The 14,910-nt window shown below is 42.4% G+C and carries 14 protein-coding genes; 12 read left to right on the top strand and 2 right to left on the bottom strand.

The features are described from left to right. The first annotated feature begins 51 nt into the window (after positions 1–51). Genes IEE86_RS08775 through IEE86_RS08765 form a run of 3 tightly spaced genes read left to right on the top strand, consistent with a single transcriptional unit; the run spans position 52 to position 3,876 of the window. Positions 52–1,569 carry a phytoene desaturase family protein gene (locus IEE86_RS08775; protein ID WP_191096859.1) on the top strand — a complete coding sequence of 506 codons (1,518 nt, stop codon included), beginning with the start codon at positions 52–54 and terminating at the stop codon, positions 1,567–1,569. Further along, complete coding sequence (locus IEE86_RS08770; RefSeq protein WP_191096858.1) at positions 1,566–3,041, top strand: phytoene desaturase family protein; 1,476 nt, start codon at positions 1,566–1,568, stop codon at positions 3,039–3,041. The genes IEE86_RS08775 and IEE86_RS08770 overlap by 4 nt, the downstream gene beginning before the upstream one ends. After that, complete coding sequence (locus IEE86_RS08765) at positions 3,034–3,876, top strand: phytoene/squalene synthase family protein (protein ID WP_191096857.1); 843 nt, start codon at positions 3,034–3,036, stop codon at positions 3,874–3,876. The genes IEE86_RS08770 and IEE86_RS08765 overlap by 8 nt, the downstream gene beginning before the upstream one ends. A gap of 76 nt (positions 3,877–3,952) precedes the next feature. Here the strand turns inward: IEE86_RS08765 and IEE86_RS08760 are convergent, their stop codons facing one another. Next, positions 3,953–5,329, bottom strand: coding sequence for an MATE family efflux transporter (locus tag IEE86_RS08760; protein ID WP_191096856.1), 1,377 nt, complete (start codon positions 5,327–5,329; stop codon positions 3,953–3,955). 115 nt (positions 5,330–5,444) lie between these two features. Between IEE86_RS08760 and IEE86_RS08755 the strand changes: the two genes are divergently transcribed. The 4 genes from IEE86_RS08755 to IEE86_RS08740 all read left to right on the top strand — a co-directional run bounded on the left by IEE86_RS08755 (position 5,445) and on the right by IEE86_RS08740 (position 7,514). Next, positions 5,445–6,311, top strand: a complete 867-nt coding sequence (locus IEE86_RS08755; protein ID WP_191096855.1) for an AraC family transcriptional regulator — start codon at positions 5,445–5,447, stop codon at positions 6,309–6,311. A 14-nt stretch (positions 6,312–6,325) separates the two neighbouring features. After that, a complete protein-coding gene (locus IEE86_RS08750) occupies positions 6,326–6,883 on the top strand; it encodes a GNAT family N-acetyltransferase (RefSeq protein WP_191096854.1) in 558 nt (185 codons plus the stop codon). 63 nt (positions 6,884–6,946) lie between these two features. Further along, a complete protein-coding gene (locus IEE86_RS08745) occupies positions 6,947–7,222 on the top strand; it encodes a hypothetical protein (protein ID WP_191096853.1) in 276 nt (91 codons plus the stop codon). A 31-nt stretch (positions 7,223–7,253) separates the two neighbouring features. Further along, entirely contained in the window at positions 7,254–7,514 is a 261-nt protein-coding gene (locus IEE86_RS08740) for a hypothetical protein (RefSeq protein WP_411955686.1), read from the top strand. On the opposite strand, the gene IEE86_RS08735 is transcribed toward IEE86_RS08740, so the two are convergent. Beyond that, positions 7,509–8,045, bottom strand: coding sequence for a serine O-acetyltransferase (locus tag IEE86_RS08735; protein WP_191096852.1), 537 nt, complete (start codon positions 8,043–8,045; stop codon positions 7,509–7,511). The two genes, IEE86_RS08740 and IEE86_RS08735, sit on opposite strands and share 6 nt — an antisense overlap. A 376-nt stretch (positions 8,046–8,421) precedes the next feature. Between IEE86_RS08735 and IEE86_RS08730 the strand changes: the two genes are divergently transcribed. The 5 genes from IEE86_RS08730 to IEE86_RS08710 are packed head-to-tail and all read left to right on the top strand — an operon-like array spanning position 8,422 to position 14,904. Then, on the top strand, positions 8,422–9,768 hold the full coding sequence (locus IEE86_RS08730; RefSeq protein WP_191096851.1) for an aspartate aminotransferase family protein: 1,347 nt from the start codon (positions 8,422–8,424) through the stop codon (positions 9,766–9,768). After that, positions 9,755–11,251, top strand: a complete 1,497-nt coding sequence (locus IEE86_RS08725; protein WP_191096850.1) for a pyridoxal phosphate-dependent decarboxylase family protein — start codon at positions 9,755–9,757, stop codon at positions 11,249–11,251. The genes IEE86_RS08730 and IEE86_RS08725 overlap by 14 nt, the downstream gene beginning before the upstream one ends. Then, on the top strand, positions 11,248–13,029 hold the full coding sequence (locus tag IEE86_RS08720; protein ID WP_191096849.1) for an IucA/IucC family protein: 1,782 nt from the start codon (positions 11,248–11,250) through the stop codon (positions 13,027–13,029). The genes IEE86_RS08725 and IEE86_RS08720 overlap by 4 nt, the downstream gene beginning before the upstream one ends. Continuing rightward, on the top strand, positions 13,026–13,580 hold the full coding sequence (locus tag IEE86_RS08715; protein ID WP_191096848.1) for a GNAT family N-acetyltransferase: 555 nt from the start codon (positions 13,026–13,028) through the stop codon (positions 13,578–13,580). Before IEE86_RS08720 ends, IEE86_RS08715 begins: the two co-directional genes overlap by 4 nt. Next, on the top strand, positions 13,555–14,904 hold the full coding sequence (locus IEE86_RS08710; RefSeq protein WP_191096847.1) for a lysine N(6)-hydroxylase/L-ornithine N(5)-oxygenase family protein: 1,350 nt from the start codon (positions 13,555–13,557) through the stop codon (positions 14,902–14,904). The genes IEE86_RS08715 and IEE86_RS08710 overlap by 26 nt, the downstream gene beginning before the upstream one ends. Positions 14,905–14,910: the final 6 nt, after the last annotated feature.

The following is a 14,910-nucleotide window of genomic DNA, read 5'->3' as shown; positions in this document are numbered from 1 at the left end:
TCTAAATTGTATAATTAACTTAAAGTGAATTAATTTGGAGGAAAAAGGATAATGAAAATCATTGTGATCGGAGCAGGACCAGGGGGACTTGCGGCAGCGATGATGCTGCAAAGCAAAGGACATGACGTTCATGTATACGAAAAACAGTCCTTTGTGGGCGGACGTAACTCTAAGTTTCAACTTGGTGATTTCACGTTTGATACAGGTCCTACCTTTCTCAGCATGATTCATATTGCAGAGGAGCTGTTCACCTTTGCTGGCAAAAATCTTTATGACTATATCGATGTCATTGAATTAAAAGAAATGTATAGATTAATCTTTCAAGACGATCAGCTTGATATGATTCGAGATCGCGATGAAATGTACAAACGCCTAGAAGCCTTTGCACCTGGTGAGGGCGAAGGGTATATACGCTTTATGAAGGATACAAAGTGCAAATTGGACCGTCTTACGCCAATTCTGCAAAGTAAAATGGATCGTTTTCATCATTACCTGCGTCCGAAGGTGATCAAAGCACTTCCGCAGCTTTCGTTAAATAAAAGTTTATATGATGTGCTGTCAGACTATTTCTCGAATGAATCAGTGAAATATGCCTTCACATTTCAATCAAAGTACTTAGGGATGTCCCCGTGGGAATGCCCTGGTGCGTTCTCGATCCTTTCGTTTATGGAGCATGATACAGGCGTTTTCCATCCGAAGGGCGGCGTGAATCAGCTGTCAGAAGCGATGGCAAAGGCGGCAGTTGAAGCTGGAGCAACGATCCATCTGTCATCTGGCGCCGAAAAGCTGCTGACAGAAGGCAGGAAAGTAAAAGGCATTCGCTTAGAATCTGGGGAAGAAGTACAGGCAGATGAGGTTGTCGTAAATGGAGACTTTGCACATGTGATGACAAAGCTAGTAGAGCCAGGTCTCTTAAAGAAATATAGTGAGAAAAAATTAAAAAAGAAAAAATTCTCATGCTCCACCTTTATGCTTTATTTAGGATTAGATACAATGTATGATGAGCCGCATCATACCATTGTTTTTTCCGATGATTACGCTAAATTCGTTAAAGGGATTACGAAAACGTATGAACTGCCAGATGATCCATCCATTTATATTCAAAATGCAAGCGTCACAGATGACTCGCTTGCGCCAAAAGGAAAGTCAGCTCTTTATGTGCTCGCACCAGTTGCCAATAATCAAAGCGGTATTGACTGGGAAGTGCATCAAGATGAATTTAGGGAACTTGTGCTGGACACACTGGAGCGGAAAACGGGCTTTAAGAATGTGAGGCAGCACATAGAAGTCGAGCGGATGATCACTCCGAAGCATTGGGAGGAAGATCTTTACGTATATGAAGGAGCTACATTTAACCTTGGCCACCAGCTGACGCAAATGATGGTGCTAAGGCCACACAATGAATTTGATGAATTGAAGCACTGCTGGCTCGTTGGAGGAGGAACACATCCAGGCAGCGGATTGCCGACCATTTTAGAATCAGCACGCATTACGACAAATGCGATTCTTTCAAAAGAGAAACATACCCACAAAACGATGCCACATCACGAAAAGGGGAGCGCCTCATGAAGAATCATATATTGATTGCAGGTGGCGGGATAGGCGGAATGATCTCAGCGCTCTATTTAAAAAAAGCTGGACATGATGTCACCCTTGTCGAAAAAAATGAACGGCTTGGCGGGCGACTTGCTTTTGTACGTGAGAAAGGATATAAAGTAGATGAAGGTCCGACCATTGTCCTACTTCCTGACATGTTAAAAGGCATTTTGCATGAAGTAGGAATCGACGAAACCTCTCTTGATCTTTTGCAGCTTGATCCGCTGTACACGATCCAATATCAGGATGGGACCTCCTATACGAAATACTCTGACTCACTGCGACAGTTAGATGAAATCAGACGTGTATTTCCAAAGGAAGATCAAGGGTTTTTAAAATTTATGGAAGAAATGACGGATCGTTTTCAAGAAGGGCAGCAAGCCTTTCTAGAAAAATCATTTCATGAAAAACGTACATTTTTTACAAAAGCAAACATGAAGATTCTAATGAAATTAAAAGCGTACCGTACGGTTCAAAGCGCTCTGAAAAAATATTTCTCAGATGAACGACTGCGAGATGCATACGCACTTCAAACCCTCTATGTCGGAGGAAATCCGTATGAGGCATCCGCTATTTATTCGCTTGTTTCATATAGTGAGCATGCACACGGTATCTACTATTTAAAAGGCGGATATGCCAGTTTAGTAGATATATTGGAGAGACGACTCTTAGAGGTGGGTGTGCATGTAAGACGAAATGAAGAAGTGATGCAATTGGAGTTTGAGGGGAAACGGGCGGTCAAGGCAAAAGTAAAGGATGAAAGCATAGCCGCTGATGCCTTTGTGATCAACGGGGATTATCCAGCGGCGTTAAACAAGCTCGGTTTAGATGAACAAGACCGGCGTAAATACGTTCCATCCTCTGGCTGCGTGATGGTATATCTCGGTTTAAATAAGGTATACCACGAAGCACCTGTGCATCAATTTTTTATGGGAAAACACTTTGATCAGCATATGAAAGAGGTCTTTCAAACGAAAACAGTCCCTCAAGATCCGTCATTTTATACATTTAATCCATCAATCATTGATTCATCTCTTGCCCCAGAAGGCTGCAGTGTCCTATATATGCTCATTCCTGTTCCTTCAGGGGATCATATCGACTGGGAAGAGGAGACAGATTTTGTAGAGGAAATGGTGAATCGTCTTGAGAAAAGAGGCTTTCCGCAATTGCGAGAGTCGATTGTATGGAAAAAGGTCAGAACACCAAATGATTCATTGCGAGAAGGATTGTTTGAAGGGGGCAGCTTTGGACTTGCGCCTAATTTGTTTCAATCAGGCGTCTTTCGCCCGCAAGTGAAGGTAGCAGAAACAGACAATCTATATGCGGTAGGTGCCTCCGTCCATCCTGGCGGCGGGGTACCGATCGTCATGCAAAGTGCGAAGCTCATGGCTTCTGTGCTACTAAAAGATTTGAATGACAGAAAGGAAGTGAAACTAAGTGGTTGATGTGCAAACAGCATTGAAAGTATGTGAAGAGACCATTCAAACCCATTCAAAAACGTTTTATGGCGCCTTTTCTATGCTGCCTAAAAAGAAAAGACAGGCAGTCTGGGCCGTATATTCCTTTTGCCGGAGAGCGGATGACATTGTAGATGAGTCCCCTTCACCAAAAGAGGAGTTAGCATCCTTTCGGGAGGCGTTTGATCAATTCTTGCATGGCGAGGTAGATCGGAATGATCCGATGTGGGTGGCGCTAGAGCATACATTTCAAGAGTTTCGTATGGATGAAACCCCGTTCCGTGATCTCCTCCAAGGACAGGAGATGGATTTAGAGCAGCATCGTTATGAAACGTTAGATGAACTGCTTATTTATTCCTATCATGTAGCGAGTACAGTTGGACTCATGCTGCTGCCGATTATTGCTCCGCGTAAAAAGGAACAACTAAAAGAAGCAGCCATTTCATTAGGGATTGGCATGCAGCTAACCAACATTCTTCGTGACATTGGCGAGGATAAGGCTGAAAGAGATCGCATTTATTTGCCAAAGCAAGTGATGGATCAATTTGGATATACAGAGCAAGAATTGCAAGAAGGAATTGTCAATCAAGCATTCCAGCACGTATGGGAGTACATTGCCTTTGAGGCAGAGGCGTACTACGAGGAATTTTTTGACCATCTTCATGAATTTCCGCTTTATTCACGTTTGCCGGTGAAAGCAGCAGCTCACTTTTATAAAGCCATTTTAGATAAAACAAGAGAAAATGAATACCGGGTCTTTACGCAGCGATCGTTTATTACAAATCAGGAAAAAGCACTTATTTTAGAAGATATGAAGCCATGAAATAAAGACAAAGGGCTAAAATGAAAAGCATGTAGCCCTTTGTCAACATTCTGCAAAGACTGCACCCGCAGTCTTTTTATGTGGAAGAAAAACGATACTCCGTCCATACCCTCGAACGCCACCGCCTATACATGAAAATGCCTCTTACCCACTCATCCACGATAAAAGAAATCCAAACACCAATCAGGCCCATTTCAAGCTGAATGCCCAGTATATAAGCGATTGGAAGCCCGATTCCCCACATTGAAATCATCGCCATATACACTGGGAATTTCGCGTCACCAGCAGCCCGCAAGGAATTAATGATGACCATATTAAAAGAACGTCCAGGTTCTAAAATGATCGTCAATAAGAGCAGTGTGGCGGCGATTTGAATGATCTCACTGTTGCTAGTAAAAAAAGCAAGCAAATGCGTCGATGATAAAGATAAAGCAATGGAAGAAAGAAGGGAGATGGCAATGGCCCAGTATAAGCTTTTCATGCATCTCTGATAGGCAGCATCAAATTCTTTCGCCCCGATATGGCGGCCGATTAAAATTTGAGTCCCTTGGCTAATGGCTGCACCAAACAGCATAATGAACATCATCAAGTTCTGAGTATATACTTTTGCTGCTAATGCCTGGGTTCCCATAAATGTAATAAACAGCGTAATGACCATTTGAGAGCCGTTATAAGAAAGCTGTTCTCCAGCAGAAGGAATCCCGATTTTTAGCAGCTTTTTTAAATGCGTCCGCTGAATGTGAAACATGTTCTTCAGTGAAAAGCGCAATCCTATTCGGCGGCGTACAATGAGGATCATCGCCATTAATCCGATCAACCGAGCAAATGAAGTAGAAAAGGCGACACCCATCACACCTAACACGGGGAAGCCAAACGGGCCGAAAATGACCAAATAATTGCCGGCAACGTTTAGCAAGTTCATTCCGATGGTGACATACATCGTATCTCTTGTATATCCGTAGCTTTTTAAAATCGCACTATACGTCATAATGAGTGCTTGAATAAAAGAAAGTAGCCCGACAACTTGTAAAAACACCGTCGCATCAGGCATGAGCTCACTTGACAAGCCCATCATGTGCAGGATTGGAACAGCTAACACAAACATGAGAAGACTCATGACAAAGCTAATCAAGAAGTTGGTTCCTAGTGACACATAGGCGACCTGAGTCGCTTCCTGCTTGCGGCTCGCTCCTAAAAGCTGCGCAATCACAATTGTCGTCCCTGTTGTAATAAAACTAAACATGACAATCAATAAATTCAGCAGCTGGTTGCTTACACCTACTGCCGCAACACTGTTATCGGAATATTGACTGAGCATGAGTGTATCCGCGCTTCCCATGAGCATATATAAAGAGATTTCAATAAAAATTGGCCAAGTTAACGTAAATAATGAAGGATGGGTTCTTTCACTTTTGGCTTGAACCTTTTGCAATGGAAGTGTTTGAGGTTTCATCACACATAGCCCCCTTTCGGATGAATCCGATTTATAGTGTACCTTGCATCGACTATAATAAGAAGAGATGAAACCGAAACTTATTGGAGAAATCCGACTTCATAAGGGGATGAATATGGATCAATTTATTACATTTACTGTGCCGCCGTTTCCGGTTTATATTGCTTCAGGCAAAGGAGTATTTCATCAAGGAGAAAGACATATCTCTAGAACCTTCACCGTATTTGATCTTCTCTATGTCACAAAAGGTGAACTATGGATAACAGAGGACGAGACCGCTTATCACGTAAAAGAAGGAGAATATATCATTTTGTCACCAGGTTTGTCTCACGGCGGACATTTACCATGCGAAGAGGAAACCCATTATGATTGGCTGCATTTCTCAATGGATCTATTTAAGCTGACGAACCGGCCAAGAGAACACTGGTTTGATATGAAACAAAATCAAGCCACCTTTGAAAAGCCCGCAAATTATGAGTTTAGCCTGCCCTGTCAAGGAAAAGTGAAAGGAAGAAGTGTGTTAGAGAAGCACCTTTCAGCGATGAGGGCATTGAATGATGACGCATCCGAACTTCCGCTAAAAAAACAGCTTCAATTTGAGGAGCTGCTCATTCATTTACAAAAAGAAGCGTTTCACATTCCAAGTGCAAAGGAGGCCGTCGCATCAGAAGTGGTTCGCTATCTTGAGCGTCATTTTATGGAAAAATTACAAATGGAGCAACTGTCAGAGATGCTTCATTATCATCCTGATTACATCACAAGATGCATGCAAACGGTGTATGGACTGACTCCAAACCAATACATCAATCGTCTCAAAATCGAAAAAGCCAAAAGTATGCTTGCCTCAACGAATGAAAAAATAGCGGCCATTGCAGAACGTGTAGGTATTGACGACCCTACTTATTTTTCTAAGCTGTTTCGGCAAAATGAAGGCATGACGCCTATCCAATATCGTCATCTAGCTAGAAGGACGACAAAGTAAAGGAACGTGAAATGATGAAAGGGAAAAAAGAGGCGCTTGTGAGCATACGCCCATTAGACGAGAATGATTTAGAGATCGTGTGGCATTTAAAATTTAAAGCACCAGACCAGTCCTATCGAAAGTGGAATGCCCCTTATTTTTATGAACACGAGATCCCGCTTGCTGCATTTAAGAAACGATACATTCAGGATGAAGCCATTCCGCCAAAGCTATTTGGCATTGTCATAGATGGCGAAATAAAAGGCACTGTTTCTTATTATTGGGAAAATGAACGCACACGCTGGCTAGAATGCGGGATTCTTATTTATGACTCACGTTTTTGGAATGGAGGAGTTGGAACAAAGGCGTTAAATCTTTGGATAGATGAGCTATTTTCACACATTGATATCCCGCGAATCGGTCTCACCACCTGGTCTGGGAATGAACGCATGATGCGGTGCGCAGAGAAATGCGGGTTTACTCTTGAGGGGAGGCTGCGAAAGGTCCGTTACTACCAAGATGAGTATTATGACTCTATGCGCTATGGGATGCTGAGAGAGGAATGGCAAAGCCTCCCACGCAATACCCTCTGAATCATTATTTTTTCAGGACAAAAGTATCATATAATGGAATAAACTGAAGAAGAAGGGTGGCAGATGAATGTGGGCTGGATAACTGGATGGTTTGTTTCTATTTTAGTCGCAATCTATCTATTTATAGATGCACCAAAACATGGGAAAAATAAATGGCTATGGTCTATTTTAGGTCTTTTATTCGGGCTCTTTGCATTTGGGATATACCTCATCAAAACAGGAAGAAAAGGATTGGGCTGGACAGTTCTGATCGTGTCCATCATCATCTATTCTATTGTTATGCTAGTCTATGTCTTTTACTTCCTGTTACTGATCATCGGATATTCAAACGCATCATAGAGAGCGCGTATACATAAGGAGGAGTTTAATCTTGAGAATGACGGGTTTATTCGTTTCACTTGCTGTTGCCATCTATTTATGGATGGATGCGCCAAAGCATAACAAAGACAAATGGCTGTGGGCGATCCTAGGCATGCTTTTTAGTACAATCGTACTTGGTATTTATTTGATCAAAACAGAGAGAAAGGGGCTCGGTTGGACGATTCTCATTTTAACTATTTTGTTTTATCTCATGCTCCTGATCTCTGTTTTGATCGGTGTGATTCTTTTTTATCAGGTAGGTCCTTCATGAAGAAGGGCTTTTTTCTTTTACCCTTTGAGCAGGAACACCTGCAATGATCAGCTGCTCTTCATAAAAGGAGCGATTCACCACTGCATTTGCTCCGATTGAAATATGATTTGCAATATAGATGTTTCCAAACAGCTTAGCACCAGGACCAATCCATACGTGATCTCCGATTGTTGGCACATCCTTTTCATGATGGTTTTGACCGATATTCACCCCTTGATGAATATCACAAAATGCCCCGATTTTTGCATGCTTGTTCACAATCAAGAGACCAGTGTGATTGATTCTGAGCCCAGGACCAAAGACGCCAATCGGGATATCAAAGCCAAGCTGCATGCCTTTCTTTTTATGTAAATAGCGGTAAAACCATTTGCGTAACGTGGCGTCGCTATTTGTATAGTATTCATATTTTCGTAAATATCTTTGGAATTTCCATATATCATCACCAAACCACTTAGGTCTTCTGCGCGTGATGGCTAATGCTTTCTTATCCTGTGCTAAGTAGTGGTGAAGATCAGCCTTCGTTACAATCATCAGAGCTCCCTCGATTCCCTTTCATTTAAGAGAAATTATACCATTACAACCATTTATATCAATATTTATAATGACGTATTTCTTTATTTTTCTTCATCTATTTCCTATATAAAATAAGCTCTTCGTGATGAGTAGAACAAAAGAACTAGGAAGAATGATTTGTAATTTTTTTCAACATGATTCATGGTGAAGCGTTTCATCTCCTTACAGCAGTATATGTTTGTAAAAGATACACGAAATTACTCGTAAAAAAGAAAATATTGCATTCATATGATTTTCGAATCATCTTTTTGAATACAATTGACTTTCATATCGTACATCCTCTAGTCTAGTAAATGAAAATGATAATCTTTATCAATTGGAGGAGTGTTTTATTATGTCCATCAAAACCGTTTCTAAAAATCAACAGTTTTTAGAGCAGCAAAGTCAAAGAGAATCTAATGCAAGGTCTTACCCGAGACGGTTCCCATTAGCCATGCAAAAAGCCGAAGGTATGATTGTGACAGATGCGGATGGCAGAGAGTTTTATGACTGCCTGGCAGGCGCAGGAACACTTGCACTTGGTCACAATCATCCGGTTGTTATAGAAGCTATTGAACGTATGCTACGTGAAAAAAGACCGTTGCATACGTTGGACATAACCTCAGAAATTAAAGAAGAATTTGTGAATGAGATTTTTTCTCACTTGCCAGAGGAGTTTGCAAAAAGAGCGAAAATCCAATTTTGTGGACCAACCGGCGGTGATGCGATAGAAGCAGCCATTAAATTAGTGAAGACAGCGACAGGAAATCGTTCAATCCTCTCCTTCCATGGGGCTTATCATGGTGCGACACATGGGACGATGTCATTAAGCGGCAACCTATCTCCAAAGGAAAGAGTGCAAGGTTTAATGCCAGATGTCCATTTCCTTCCTTATCCATATGAATATCGCTGCCCATTTGGGATTGGCGGGAAGGATTCGCACCGCATTTCCAGCTCTTATATTGAGCGTGTATTAAACGATCCTGAGAGCGGCATCCTTCCGCCAGCAGGCATGATTTTTGAAGCCGTGCAAGGTGAGGGAGGCTCAATTCCAGCATCTATTGAATGGATAAAAGAAATGAGACGAATCACAAAAGAAAAAGGCATTCCGCTCATTATCGATGAGGTTCAATCTGGCATTGGCCGAACAGGAAAGATGTTTGCCTTTGAACATGCAGGAATAGTGCCTGATGTCATTGTATTATCAAAAGCAATTGGTGGAAGCCTGCCGCTTTCAGTTGTGATTTATGATAAAGACTTGGATCAATGGAATCCGGGTGCACATATTGGTACATTTAGAGGAAATCAAATGGCGATGGCTGCTGGAACCGCTACGCTGAAATTTATAAAAGAATCCAATCTGCTTGATCATGTAGACCAATTAGGTGATCGTATGCAGGCTCATCTAAAAGACATCCAAAAACAAGCACCTGCCCTCGGTGATGTGCGTGGAAGAGGTTTAATGATTGGCGTAGAAATAGTCAATCCAAATGAGAAACAGGATATGGACGGAAGCTATCCGGCGAATCCAGAGCTAGCCAGTCTCATTCAAAAGAATTGCTTCGATAGAGGCTTAATTGTGGAGACAGGAGGCCGTTTCGGAAGTGTGATTCGATTCTTACCGCCATTGATCATGACAGAAGAACAGCTTGAAAAAGTCATCGCTATTTTTAAAGAGGCCGTGTACGATGCAATCAACTAAGGCTTCTGTTGATTCATTATTTATTAATCAAAGCCAGCTTGGAAGAGAATCCTTCCAAGCGGCTCTCCATACAGCAATCGACAGCTTACTGGCTCAGTGGCAAAAAGACAAAGGACCGTACAGCGGAATATTGCCTGGGAAATTAGCCACTAGTGTCGAATCGTTATTCCGATTTCAACCGTCTGGCGAATCAATTGATTCTGTCTTTCAAGATATAAAAGAACACCTTTTGCCACATTTGATTGATGTGTCACATCCTAAATGCTTGGCACATCTACATTGCCCGCCCCTCATTCCTGCACTTGCAGCAGAGGTGATGGTAAGTTCCTTTAACCAATCCATGGATTCCTTCGACCAAAGCGGCATTGCTTCTTTGGTTGAGGAGGAAATCCTAAAGTGGCTATGTGCGAAGTTTTCTTATGGAAATCTAGCAGATGGAACATTTACGAGCGGCGGAACCCAGTCTAACTATATGGGATTACTGCTTGCGAGAGATGCCTTTTGCGAAAGCACGTGGCAATGGAATGTTCAGCAGAAAGGTTTACCGAGTGAGGCTCACCGCATGAGGATTCTCTGCTCTAAGAATGCTCATTTTACTGTGAAAAAGTCTGCATCCCAGCTAGGTTTAGGGGAACAGGCAGTCGTGCTTGTAGAGACGGATGAGCGTCACCGAATGGACCTCAATGACTTGAAAAAGAAGCTCGTTGCTTTAAAAGAAGAGGACCTGCTGCCCTTTGCGGTAGTGGCGACCTGCGGGACAACTGACTTTGGCAGCATTGACCCGGTTCAAGATGTGTATGACATCGCCAAACCATATGGTCTGTGGATTCATGCAGATGCTGCATACGGCGGAGCGCTTGTGTTAAGCAACACCTTCCGAAATAAATTAGCCGGTATTGAGCTTGCTGATTCAATCACGATCGACTTTCATAAACAATTTTATCAGCCGATCTCCTGTGGGGCATTTTTGCTGAAGGATAAAAGGCATTTTGGTTTGATTGATTATCATGCAGATTATCTTAATCCAAAGGAAGACGAGCTGGAGGGAATTTTACATCTCGTTCATAAATCTGTTCAAACGACACGCCGCTTTGATGCACTAAAATTACTGCTCTCACTTCGACTGATTGGAGAAGAAGGGTTTGGCGACATCATTGACTATACCATTCATTTCGCGAAGGATGTAGCTGGGCTTATTGAGCAAAACGAATACCTTGAAGTCATCAATCCGGAGCCGGAAATCAATGCGGTTGTGTTTCGATTTATAGATGATCATCAAGTGAATGACATCAATAAGGTCATTCATCGGTCTTTATTCCAATCAGGAACTGCTGTCGTTGCAAAAACAGTAGTTGATGGACAAACATGCTTAAAATTCACTTTGTTAAATCCGAGAACGACAATCACACATATCGAGGAAATCCTTTCTGACATCGTTGATATCGGGATCGCTCATATTCAATCCGGGAGGGTACTACGTTGAGTCAATATAAACAAATGGCTGAAAATGCAACTATGCAAAGCTTTTTAAACTGTTTTTTACGTGAAACAGGAATCGATCGATCTGCCAAAAAAGAGACCAAAGCAGATGGTTCACTTGTATTCGTAGCAAAACTAGCAAAACAAGATCTTGAGCTTGTCATTCCGATTCGATATTTTTCGCCTGTAGGCCGTCATCTATTTGATTTTCCCGTTCGCTTTCGCCCGCAAGGCAGTGAGCAGCAGGGAACGATTGCCGACTACACGACACTTGTTGCTTTATGTTCAAAGGAGCTTCTCATTGAATATGGCCGGACAGATGCAGAGGATGAGTTCATGCTTCGCATCATTTTAAGCTGCCGGAATATTGAACGATTTTTAAAGGAGAGAGAAAGTGATCGAGCGGCTCTTTCTCAAGCTGATTTTGAATACATCGAGGCGGAGCAGTCACTTCTCCTTGGACATTTAACGCATCCGACACCAAAAAGCAGACAAGGAATGACCGAAGAGGAGGAAGCGGTTTATTCTCCTGAGCTGAAAGGCTCTTTCCAGCTTCATTACTTTAAAGCGCATCCGTCGATTGTGCTTCAGGATTCTTCTATTTCACAGTCTGCTGCAAATCTCATGTTTGAGGAGCTCTTGCGCCAGATGCCAGAAGAAAAAGAGAGACTGAATACGTTAACAGAAGGCGGTGAATATGTCCTCATTCCGATTCACCCGCTGCAAGTCAAAGTGGTCATGGAGAAAGCATTCGTCAAGCGTTATATAGAGGAAGGGAAACTGATGTATTTAGGGCCGCTGGGGTCTGAATATACAGCGACCTCATCCTTTAGAACTGTCTATCAAAAGGATTCTGCTTACATGCTCAAATTCTCTGTTCCTGTGAAAATTACAAACTCCTTGCGCGTCAACAAACAAAAGGAACTTGACCGCGGAGTTGAGATGTCTCGTATTTTAAAAACTGAATTAGGCGTATCTTTATATAATAAATTCTCAGGATTTAGGGTGATTGAAGACCCTGCGTATCTATCCATTCAAGGAGATGAGGCTGAATCTGGCTTTGAAGTGGTCATTCGTCAAAATCCATTTTTGCATCGTGAAAAAGGGGCAAGCTTAATTGCTGGATTATGTCAGGATCATGCGTATGGTGGAAAATCGCGATTAGCAGGGATCATACATGCACTTGCAGAAGCAGAGGGCCGGTCAACGGAGGCTGTCAGCCAAGATTGGTTTAAACAATATTTAACCATTTCGTTAGAGCCGATGCTCTGGCTGTTTGAAACGTATGGTCTTGCACTGGAAGCCCATCAGCAAAATGCTGTCGTGCAAATGAAGGCTGGTTATCCAGACACCTTCTATTATCGTGATAACCAAGGCTACTATTATAGCGAATCGAAAAAGGATAAACTCGCAAATCTCGTCCAAAATTTGAGCGTCAGAAGTGAAACCATCTGTGCAGATGCTGTAGCCGTTGAGAGACTCCGTTATTATTTCTTCTTTAATCATTTATTTGGTCTCATTAATGGCTTTGGGACAGAAGGATTGGCAAAGGAAGAAGACCTGCTGGCACTTGTGAGAGACACATTGCTCGCTCATGAGGAGACATACGGGGCATCTGATTTGACAAACAGCCTTCTCCGCTCAAAGGAACTGCCTTCAAAAGCGAATTTGCTGACAAGGTTTGAAGATATGGATGAGCTGACAGGTTCATTGGAAACACAGTCTCGTTACACATCTGTCTTAAATCCGCTCTTTTTACATAAGGAGGCGCTGATTGGATGAGGCATCGTATTAGGTTTATTCGCGCTGAATATGAAAGGGACGTCCAGCTTGTCCACAAGTGGATGCAAGAAGAGTACGTTTACCCATTTTGGCATTTGAATATTCCGTTTCCTGCTTTTGAAAAACATTTTTATCAAGCGATTCATGATCCGCATCAGACCCTTTATTTAGGAACGATTGACGGGACACCGATGAGTTATTTTGAGGCATACAACGTCAAAGGGGATGTCATTGAATCCTACTATCAGCCATCTCCGCATGATCAAGGAATTCACCTGTTAATAGGGGAGCCAGATTATGTGGGAAAAGGATTTGCTGCGCCGCTCCTTCAGGCGATGACAGCATTTCAATTTGAGCAGAACAAACGAACAGAAAAAATTGTTGCGGAGCCGGATATTCGCAATGAAAAAATGATTCATGTATTTGAAAAATGCGGCTTTGAACGTGTAAAACCAGTTAGTTTACCAGATAAAACAGGGCTTTTGATGTTTTGTGATCGAGAACGATTCGAAAGGAAGTATAACCATGACGCGGTCCAACAAGCAAAATAATGTAGTAGATGTCATTGGGATTGGCATTGGTCCATTTAATCTAGGGCTTGCTGCACTATCTGAAGAAGTAAAGGAAATCGACGCTTTGTTTTTTGAAAGAAGTGAAGCCTTTCACTGGCATCCAGGCATGCTCATCGAAGGGACGACACTGCAAGTCCCATTTTTAGCGGACCTTGTCAGCATGGCAGATGTGAAAAGTAAATATAGCTTTCTCAACTATTTGCAGGAGCAAAACCGTTTGTATTCATTTTACTTTCTCGAGGACTTCCATATCCCGCGCAAGGAATACAGTCATTATTGCCGCTGGGTCGCTGACCAGTTAGACTCTTGCCGATTTGGCATGAATGTCGAATCTGTCTCATTGATCGAAAAGGCAGGAGAAAAGCGATATGAAGTGCATGTCCGTCATGCGGGGGATCAAACCGTAGAGGTGTTTGAAAGTAAGCATCTCGTCTTAGGAATTGGCACGCAGCCGGCGGTTCCAGCATCGCTCCAGCCAGCCTTAGGAGATAAGGTCTTTCATTCTGCTGACTATTTAAAACGAAAGAAAGAAGGCTGTTTCAAAGGAAAATCTGTGACGGTCATCGGATCTGGTCAAAGTGCGGCAGAAGTGTTCTATGACATTTTATCAGATGATGAGGCGAAGGATATTCACTGGTTCACACGGTCTAAAGGGTTTTTCCCAATGGAATATTCAAACCTCGGTCTTGAGTATTTCTCACCAGACTATATTGATTTCTTTTATGAGCTTCCGCAAACAAAAAAGGATGCGTTACTAAAGCAGCAAGACTTGCTGTATAAAGGCATCAGCTCTGCGATGATCCGTGATATTTATCACTTGCTTTATGAACGTTCTGCCTGCGGAAAGCAGTTGAATACGGTGCTGCAAGCGATGACGGAGGTCAACTTGATTGAGGAAACAGCGGATGGCTTGTCGCTTTCCTGTTCTCAATGGGTAAAAGAGGAATCCTTTACACATGAGACGGATATTGTCGTTTTGGCGACTGGCTACCAATCGGTATTGCCGCCATTTATCAATCCCATTTCGCATCATATTCAATGGGACGATCAAGGAAGGTTCCAAGTGGAACGTGAATATCGCTTGAAAACAAATACAATGGGTGAAAATGATATTTTTGTACAAAATGCTGAGCTTCATACACATGGGGTCGGCGCACCAGATTTAGGACTTGGGGCTTACCGAAACAGTGTCATTATCAATGAACTTGCTCGTCAAACCGTGTATCCACTTTATCAAAAACACGTCTTCCAGACATTTGGTACACATAAAAACGTCAATACATTTGAAGAAATCAAAGGTTAAGGAGGA

This window comes from Bacillus crepusculi, from assembly GCF_014764715.1.
GTDB lineage: Bacteria > Bacillota > Bacilli > Bacillales > Bacillaceae > Bacillus.
The sequence above is the reverse complement of the archived record's forward strand: the minus strand, read 5'-3'. Positions and strand labels throughout refer to the sequence as shown.

Bases quoted from the DNA above. Each gene is read 5' to 3' on its own strand.
- IEE86_RS08710 (WP_191096847.1), top strand. From the start codon at position 13,555: ATGACGCGGTCCAACAAGCAAAATAATGTAGTAGATGTCATTGGGATT.
- IEE86_RS08725 (WP_191096850.1), top strand. From the start codon at position 9,755: ATGCAATCAACTAAGGCTTCTGTTGATTCATTATTTATTAATCAAAGC.
- IEE86_RS08735 (WP_191096852.1), bottom strand. From the start codon at position 8,045: ATGATTGTAACGAAGGCTGATCTTCACCACTACTTAGCACAGGATAAG.
- IEE86_RS08730 (WP_191096851.1), top strand. From the start codon at position 8,422: ATGTCCATCAAAACCGTTTCTAAAAATCAACAGTTTTTAGAGCAGCAA.
- IEE86_RS08775 (WP_191096859.1), top strand. From the start codon at position 52: ATGAAAATCATTGTGATCGGAGCAGGACCAGGGGGACTTGCGGCAGCG.
- IEE86_RS08745 (WP_191096853.1), top strand. From the start codon at position 6,947: ATGAATGTGGGCTGGATAACTGGATGGTTTGTTTCTATTTTAGTCGCA.
- IEE86_RS08760 (WP_191096856.1), bottom strand. From the start codon at position 5,329: ATGAAACCTCAAACACTTCCATTGCAAAAGGTTCAAGCCAAAAGTGAA.
- IEE86_RS08770 (WP_191096858.1), top strand. From the start codon at position 1,566: ATGAAGAATCATATATTGATTGCAGGTGGCGGGATAGGCGGAATGATC.
- IEE86_RS08715 (WP_191096848.1), top strand. From the start codon at position 13,026: ATGAGGCATCGTATTAGGTTTATTCGCGCTGAATATGAAAGGGACGTC.
- IEE86_RS08750 (WP_191096854.1), top strand. From the start codon at position 6,326: ATGAAAGGGAAAAAAGAGGCGCTTGTGAGCATACGCCCATTAGACGAG.
- IEE86_RS08755 (WP_191096855.1), top strand. From the start codon at position 5,445: ATGGATCAATTTATTACATTTACTGTGCCGCCGTTTCCGGTTTATATT.